Origin of the sequence: Rubneribacter badeniensis (genome assembly GCF_002899695.1) — a bacterium.
GTDB lineage: Bacteria > Actinomycetota > Coriobacteriia > Coriobacteriales > Eggerthellaceae > Rubneribacter > Rubneribacter badeniensis.
In genome coordinates, this window is sequence record NZ_PPEL01000108.1 from 1 (window position 1) to 8,124 (window position 8,124).

The following is an 8,124-nucleotide window of genomic DNA, read 5'->3' on the forward strand; positions in this document are numbered from 1 at the left end:
CTCGGCCGCCTCGGTCAGGCTGAACCCCGCCGCGACGGCCTCCACGGCGAGCTCCCTGGTCTCCAACGGGTACATGCGGACTCCAATCCGGACACCGGAGTGTCCAACTTTTTGTCCGCACCCCCTTGCGGCTTGCCTTTACGGTTGTTTTCCACTTCTCTCCCTAAGAGTTTATAAACAAGTATATAAGTAAAAATGCAGCTCCACCTGATATTAGCATCATCGATGCGATGTTGAATGCGAGCACTCCTTTGTTGGCAATCGCTCCATATCTACTGATCTTGTTTTTGATGTCCTTTTGCTCTTGGGGATTGCTTGGGTAAAGATTTTTCCTCCGATACTGTACGCTCAGCTCTCCGTACAGGTACGAAGTGAACTGCAGCGATAAGAGCAGTACGATCATGCCTGAGATTAAGAAGCCGTATCCGCAAGCTAGCAGCAGATCCGCATGAAGAAGCCCTGTTGCTTGAAAGTATCCCAATGACAAAGCTCCTACACCACCCGCAAACCAGAATAGACGACTGTCAAACTTGTTCCCCTCCTCCTCTGCCAGTTTTGCATACTCCTCTTCTTGTGGATCATGACTCTGACCCACAAGAATCTTTTTAATGCTCTCCTCTGTTTCGTTCAACTTTCGTCGCTCGCTTCAATGATCGGATTCATGCTGTTGGCGTCATCCCTCTTTTACAGAACGTCTTTCTTCGGGAGCCTCTAAGCTAATCTCATTTGTCATATTATCCAAAACAATATACGAGTTGTCATGTTCTCAAATTCTGAGATTTACCTCTTTGGTGTCTGGGGCTTCAAGATGCTTCGATGGGGATGATGCGCTTGCTTTCCGGAAGCCTCTCATACATTTCTTGCATTTTGCGGGGTTGCGTAAAGCATTGGTCGCAAATCATATTTAAGAGATCGAAAAGGTAGAGCGCGTCATCTTTGTTTTCTGCAAGGTTGAGCGTCCCCGGATGCACAGATTCATTTCCGCTGATCCTGATAATGTCAAGAGCTTTAATTAGACTGCTGTCAAGAGGACGCTGTTTTAGAATGTTGATATCTTTAAAGATGTTGCCGGTTGAACTCTCTCCCAGTATTTCTTCCAAGAGAAGCTGCAAAGCGAGGCGAAGCAGCGCGGCGGCTGATGTTGGCGACAAAGCAACTACTCTAGACGCTTCAAGATACCTGCTTCGGACGCTCTCCGGCATGTCAATATTGGGTTCGTCGACAGGACACGAGAGAGGATGCACCATCTCTTCTCTATGCCACACTGCTACTTCTTTGCAATTCTCGCACTTTGAAAATAGCCAATCGGAGAACGCACTATCGGTAATGCACTCCCCGAAAAACGAAAGGCGCGTTTCGCCGGTCTTTTCGTCATGTTCCTCGTGCGCGGAAGACGCATGCGAATTTCCGTACCACATCTGTCTAGCTGTGACATCGCAGTATGGGCAGGTGAAGACGTCAAGAAGGAGCTGTGGGGTAACGTGTTTTGGCATAATTCGCGAATCACTCCCACTCGATCGCATCGTGCGGTCTTTTTTGTTTTATGGGCGCCGTGGGTTCCATCTCGTGCTCCATCGTCCAAATCTTGCTTTCTAATATCAGTATCGTTTTGAACTCACTTCAAAGAATGCGAAAAAGACTTAATGTCTGGAATAAATCTTAAAAGTGAATCCTAGTTCTCTGAACTGGGATTTTATTATATCCGGGAATGTTTTGAGTTCAGGATTCCGAGTACATCGTCTCGAACCCTCGAAAATTTACGCGACGGGAATAGTTCAGGAATAAACACAACCCTTGGGAGTAAATCGCTGACCAGCAGAAATGTGAAACCCTGAGTTCAAAGTGAGTTCAGAGAACGTGAGGGCATTCACGAGCAAGCCAGCCGCTGCTAGTCCTGTTGACCAGAATGAGATAATTGAAGCCTAATAACCCGAGCAGCTTCTCGCATTAGAAGCAATCGCAGGAGAAGCCGAATACAGCTCCCGGAGGATCAAAAGGCATGAACCATAGCAACGACCGCTACATCACGAACGCATTGAGGCGTCGGGGGCGCGTTTGCAATGTTCTCCTCGGGTTGGCTTTTGTGCTTCAGCTATCGTCTATTTTCACGTCCCTCGCTGAGGTGCCGCTGCGCTGGGGAGCTGACAGTGATGTTGATGCTTATGGGTCTCCATAGCTGACGCTCATCGTGTGGGCCGTCCTTGCCGCTGTCGTCGCTTTGTGCAGGCTCGTCGTTGCAAATGTTGATGTGCGGTACTGGAACAAGCCGTCTAAAGTACAACCATCTGAATTGGACGATTGGTATGCCCACAGCATGAGTGTCACGTACAACGTGTGCTTGATGATTTCCGTTATGGCTCTGGGAGCGGCATTGATCTATATGCTTCGCATCTATTGGCTAATGTTTCCCTTCATCGTCATAGCCGCTCTAGCTGCGATCGCGTACAGCGTATATGCAAACTCTAATTGGAGCAAAGACTCCTAGCCATCAGTCAGACCTACGTGGACAAATTGTCCACGTAGGTCTGACCTGGTGTTTCTTCTGCAAAACTAAATTGATATTGACTAAGTGTATATCATAGTATACAATCTGTGTATGTTAGAGATTCTGCAGACAGATGAATTCATCAAATGGATGAAGCGGCTTCGGGATGCCGATGCTAGAGCGCGCATCAACGTGCGGATCCGCAGGATCTCGCTCACGGGGAACTTCGGCGATACGAAGCCCGTCGGTGACGGAGTCTACGAGCTACGCATCGACTACGGACCCGGGTACCGCGTGTACTACTCCCAACACAGAAGCGAGGTTGTCCTGCTGCTCATCGGCGGGGACAAGTCCTCGCAGCAGAAGGACATCGACAAGGCCAAAAGACTCAATGCGGAATACGAAGGATAGAGGACGATCATGAAGACGGCTACGAAATGGGATGCCTCCGAATACTTGGAGACCGAAGAGGACATGGCGGCCTACCTGAACGCCGCGCTCGAAGATGGCGACACCTCCGTGGTTGCCGCCGCCCTCGGCGATATCGCACGAGCAAAGGGAATGACCCAACTCTCCAAGGAGACCGGTATCACCAGAGACGGGCTCTACAAGGCATTGTCTCCTACAGGGAACCCGTCGTTTGATACGGTGCAAAAAGTCGTTAAAGCGTTTGGGCTTAAGCTTGATGTTGCTACTGCGTGAATGCAACAACAACGCGCAACGCTAGCTCTTTGGATCTATTTCTCAAAAAGGAGCCACATATGAAATCAACTCTTGGAGAAAAGGATTAACTCTGGATGGAAGTAGCCTCGACGCTTGTCTCACTTGCTAGCAAATTAGGCCTGTCAAGCTTATTGGATAAAATCAAAAATTGTAAAAAGAACAGGAAGCTATATCAGATTCGAGAAGATTATCTAACTAGGTCTACATTTGTATCATTCCAACAAGCGCCTCTTTCAGATTTATTTCAAAATAATGCTTTGTGCGAAGAGCTAATTGCCCATTGCCACAAAGGCGACTTAGCAAAATCCGCAGTAGTTAATACTTTTCTTTACTCTTCAAAAGAGGCTCCCTCCGAAGGGCGCTTCTTTGATGCGGAAAAGCTTGTAGGTAATTTTTTTGATGAAGTGGCCGCCGTAATATTCCAGCCAATTGACAAGAAAGACGAACCCCTTTCTGCAGCGATACAAGAAGGCATCGCCGAAACCAGAGAACTTCAGTCTGACGTTCAGCAGAGCTATAAACAAATGGAAGCGAAGTTTGATGCTCTAACAGCATCTTTGACAGAGCAACTTGGTTTCTCTTCGCTGACGTTACTCATAAATGCAGTAGAAGACGGGTCGGTTTTGTTTGCCGATTTCGAATCTGCAGTTGAGACCGATAAAAGTAATAGCGTTTCAGGCAAATATCTTTCTGTATACCTCTCTCTATGTAAAGGTGAAAACCCACGCTTTGATATATCGGACTTCAAGGTCATTGGAACTCCTCTTGCTTCCTCACTGGCTTCGTTGGCAATTTCGACAGGGCAATTGAACACCGCCATCTGCGTTCTTGGTCTCTATGACGAAGGAGCCAATTGCGCTAAGGCTGTTGGGGAGATTATTGATAATCCAAATATCAACGAAGAAACGAATCGATATGAGATTGCCGCAGATTCCCCTTTCTTGCCTTTTGCATGCGTTTTGAATGCCGAGCTCGCATTCATGAACAAAGCCTACGTGATCGCAGACGATCAATTCGCATTGTGCGAAGGGCGACTTAATCCAGTAGCAAAATGTCATAGTGACATTTCACGCATATGCAAAGCAATGCAGTATTCATTGACTTCTATTTCTCCTGATGACGTAAGGAACTTTGCCGGGGATTTCCCACTGTGGGGTAGCACATCGCTAAAACATGAATATGGAGAAATCCTTGAAGTTGCTCTCGATCTGATTGGCGAAACAAGTGCAGCGGAAATCATTTCGTCTCTTCCTGAGGAAGCGCTGCAACACCTGCCAAACGCACAGCTTCAAGCAGAGATAAGCACGTGCGACGATATCGACAGATTGAGACACTTATGCGAAAAGTCGTTGAGAAAGCAGCTTTTCCCTGCATTCTTTACATGCGCAGAAGAACTTATATCCAAAGATCCCTCTTGCACGTTGTGGTTAAAACAACTGGTAGAGAAGGAGGCTGAGAATGTTTTGGTCAGCAACTTTCTTTTCTTCCTCTTCTATGTCGATAAATTGAATCCATGCGTCTCTTATGAAGAGTACAAGTACTATGAAAGCTGTTACAGAAATGACCCTCGATTTCATCTGCATGCATGCAGGCTGTTTAAGAGCAGCAACCCCGAAGAGGCCTGCAGCCATATCGAAATGGCACTAAGTCTAATGGCCGCAGGGCAGACATTACCGTGCCCAGACTATTCGAGAGAATGGGTTTGCTATCTTCATGAAAACGAACGTGACTTTCAGGTGATCGACCTAGTCAGACGATTCGCATCCGTAATTCCCGCAAGGGCTTTCAAGTCAATCGCATTTGCTGTAGAAGAACCGTTAGATAAATCGGTTCTCGCAAGAGAGCTCTTCGAGTTGCTGGAGCAATCGGAGAACGATGATCCGGAGCTGACATGCTTGCTTGCGCAGTATCATGGATTTGTTGCAAACGATCAGCTTAAAGCGCTCAAGTTCGCAAAGCTATCCTTCAAAAAGCGCCCCTCTCTCGACGCAGCACGGTCCCTGGCTTATGCATCACTTGGCCTATCGTTAGATATTCCTGAAGAAGTTGAGCAGTATGCTCTCAATCAAAAGAGCACAGAGCTCGACATGCTCATTGCCGAGCATTACCGGAGAGAGAAAAAGGACTCAAAAGCAGACTATCTTTTAAAACGAGCTATTTTTGATAATAGACCAGACTCCCACCGCGCAATTGCCGCATACGGCTGCAGCCATTTGAGCGATGCCGAGAAAGAAAAACCAACTAAGATTGCCCACAATACCTGCGCTTGCTTGGAAAACAAAGAATCGGGACAGCTGGTCGTAGCGTTTCACTCGGAATCTGATTTGATTCCGAGTGAAGGAGTTAATGCTCTCGGGATGCAGAACTACACAACAGCATCTCCCCAATATCTTGCAATGCGAGATCATGCCGTTGGAGATCGCGTGCAACTTGGCTCAGAGTACTGGGAAGTTGCAGACGTAAACAACGTAGATGACGTCATCGGAAAAAAGACCATGGAGATAATCGCAGAAGACCCCTCAACGGTGGTCTTCTCTTCCCCTGATGGAGACATCGAAGATGTGATTCGGCAAATCTCTGAATACATGGAAGAGCACAAACAGCAGAGCAATGTTTACTCTGACGGCATTCGAGTTAACGATGGCACAGTTGTTTTTCTGGGGATCGAGACAGGGTGTGCGCTCTACCCCATCAAGCCATTTGAGTTTATCCTAAATGTGCTCAAAGGGGACGATGTCCCATTTCGGAGAATAGAAACAGGCTTCTCTTCTCCCATGACAGGGGAAGAGACGTTTCTTCTCTCTTATAATGCCATTGTTCTTCTGGCTGCTCTTGAAGAGCTAGGCGTCGACTGTGACCCAATCATGAGTCGTTGCAGCATTACCACATCAACGAAAAAACGTCTGCAGCTGGACATTCAAGATTATTCTGATTCGTTATACGGCGCTGGAAAAATGGTTTCAGTCGATGGACGCGCCACTCTATTGCAGTATGACGCTGCAGCCAAGCAAGAACTGAGCGCAATTTGCGCAAATACATTAGGCTTTCTTAACAAATTGAAACAAGTTGAACTTGCTCAGATCGATAAGCTTCCTTCAAGCTTCCCGTTTCTTGACCAGAATACGCTAGGCGACATGGAAACAGCAAGACAAGGTGGGATGTTTTATGTGACAGAAGACTGTTTTCAGGCGCTTTTCTCTGATATTTCCGAATCCGCCCCTCAGAGATGCAGTCTGTACAGTCTTCTTATTGCACTCGGAATGAGGGAAGCCGCCCTGTTTGCACTTCCGAAAGCAATGCACCAGTGGGGAGCCGATCCGTATGTTGACGTCAATGTTGCTAACGTGGTAATTCAGATTCTTGAGTCGTTTACGCAAGGCACCGGAAGCCCCATACCAAATGAACAAGATACGTAACGGTGTCATAAGTCATTCCTTATAGCTTCTTTATAAGTCATCCTTCTCTTCGCACAGTCCGACACGTGAAAGGAGAAGCCACGACAGCTTACAAAGACGAGAAGCGCGGGACTTGGTTCGCGAACTTCAGGTACAAGGACTGGAGAGGCGTACCGCAAAGGAGGTCAAAGCGGGGCCCTCGCACGAGACGCGAAGCGGAAGCCTGGGAACGCGACTTCAAGAAGCGAGTGTCGAAGGCCGCGTCGATGGAGTTCGGATTCGCTTGCGACCTCTATCTCCAAGACACCGAGCCCAGGGTGCGCGAGACGACACTGGAGCAGAAGCGCTACTACATCGAGAGCACGCTGAAGCCGTATTTCCAGGGCATGCTCGTGGGAGACATCGATGCTAAGACAGTCATCGATTGGGAGAACCACCTATTGGAGTGCCGTACCTCTAAGGGCAAGTCGTACTCGGCAACGTACCCGAACACGCTTTGCAGCCAGCTGTCCGCGATCATGAACCATCTCGTCCGCTTCTACGGGCTCGAGCGCAATCCCGTCCAGATCGCCGGAAAGGTCGGTTCCAAGGAAAGGCACGAGATGGACGTCTGGACCAAGGAGGAGTACCTGCGATTCTCCGACGCGATCGCCGACAAGCCCTATTCCCATCTGGCCTTTGAGATCCTGTTCTGGTGCGGGCTCCGCGTAGGGGAGATGCTTGCACTCACGCCTGCCGACATCGATTTCGAGGCATCGCAGATCAGGGTGAGCAAGTCGGTCGCGAGGATTGGAGGCGAGGATATCCTCAATCCCCCGAAGACCCCTCAGTCGTACAGGACGGTCACCATGCCTGCTTTTCTCGCCGAGGAGCTCAACGAGTACCTGATGATGCACGCGACATCGAATCCGAACGCGAGGATATTCCCGAGCATGACCAAGCACCTCCTCCACCACGAAATGACGAGGGGCACTAAGGCGGCAAAGGTGAGGCGCATACGGATCCACGATCTGCGCCACAGCCACGCCTCCATGCTTGTGGCGATGGGCATGTCGGTACCCTCGATCGCCGCGCGCCTCGGACATGCGGGGGAGACGGTGACGCCACCGTTATATCCACTTGATGCCTGGCGCTGAGAGGGCGATCGCGGGGAAGCTCGATGAGGCGATGGGCCATGTCCCGCAAGCGTAGGGCGAAGCGCCCGTGCAAGAGGACTCGCTCCGTCATCGTCGCATTCAGGATGGAAGAGGATGCGGCAAGACGGCTCGACGCACTCGTGTCGCTCTCAGGCCTCACCAAGCAGGACTACATAGAGCGCAGGCTTCTCGACGAGAGTCGTGACCGTCATCCCGAGCTCGCGCATCGCGAAATCACTCTCGCAATGGATGGTAACGGGTAACGTACAATTTTTTGCGCACTTTGACAGCAGGATAGCGTCCAGATAGGAAGGAGGGCACGGCCCGCCCCGGTATGATTCGAGTTGTCGAGACAAGAAGCATATTGGAGGAGAGCCATGCCCGA

Annotated in this window: 6 protein-coding genes and 1 pseudogene; 5 read left to right on the plus strand and 2 right to left on the minus strand. The window is 49.4% G+C overall.

Annotated features, from left to right (window positions below):
* Positions 1-163: 163 nt before the first annotated feature.
* Both C2L80_RS12320 and C2L80_RS13965 read right to left on the minus strand, forming a co-directional pair.
* Positions 164-631 carry a hypothetical protein gene (locus C2L80_RS12320; protein ID WP_129589963.1) on the minus strand — a complete coding sequence of 156 codons (468 nt, stop codon included), beginning with the start codon at positions 629-631 and terminating at the stop codon, positions 164-166.
* Between the two features lie 172 nt (positions 632-803).
* Entirely contained in the window at positions 804-1,265 is a 462-nt protein-coding gene (locus C2L80_RS13965) for a DUF4145 domain-containing protein (protein WP_157941088.1), read from the minus strand.
* Between the two features lie 1,331 nt (positions 1,266-2,596).
* Between C2L80_RS13965 and C2L80_RS12330 the strand changes: the two genes are divergently transcribed.
* The 5 genes and pseudogenes from C2L80_RS12330 to C2L80_RS12350 all read left to right on the plus strand — a co-directional run bounded on the left by C2L80_RS12330 (position 2,597) and on the right by C2L80_RS12350 (position 7,739).
* On the plus strand, positions 2,597-2,896 hold the full coding sequence (locus C2L80_RS12330; protein ID WP_087198710.1) for a type II toxin-antitoxin system RelE/ParE family toxin: 300 nt from the start codon (positions 2,597-2,599) through the stop codon (positions 2,894-2,896).
* Between the two features lie 9 nt (positions 2,897-2,905).
* On the plus strand, positions 2,906-3,187 hold the full coding sequence (locus C2L80_RS12335; protein ID WP_087198711.1) for an addiction module antidote protein: 282 nt from the start codon (positions 2,906-2,908) through the stop codon (positions 3,185-3,187).
* A gap of 95 nt (positions 3,188-3,282) precedes the next feature.
* Complete coding sequence (locus C2L80_RS13775) at positions 3,283-6,624, plus strand: hypothetical protein (RefSeq protein ID WP_129589964.1); 3,342 nt, start codon at positions 3,283-3,285, stop codon at positions 6,622-6,624.
* Positions 6,625-6,689: 65 nt separating this feature from the next.
* Positions 6,690-6,848 (plus strand): annotated as a pseudogene (locus C2L80_RS14705) (Arm DNA-binding domain-containing protein); the annotation flags it as partial.
* 21 nt (positions 6,849-6,869) lie between these two features.
* Positions 6,870-7,739 (plus strand): site-specific integrase, encoded by an 870-nt coding sequence (locus C2L80_RS12350; protein ID WP_239938987.1) that lies wholly within the window; start codon positions 6,870-6,872, stop codon positions 7,737-7,739.
* The last annotated feature ends 385 nt before the right edge of the window (positions 7,740-8,124 follow it).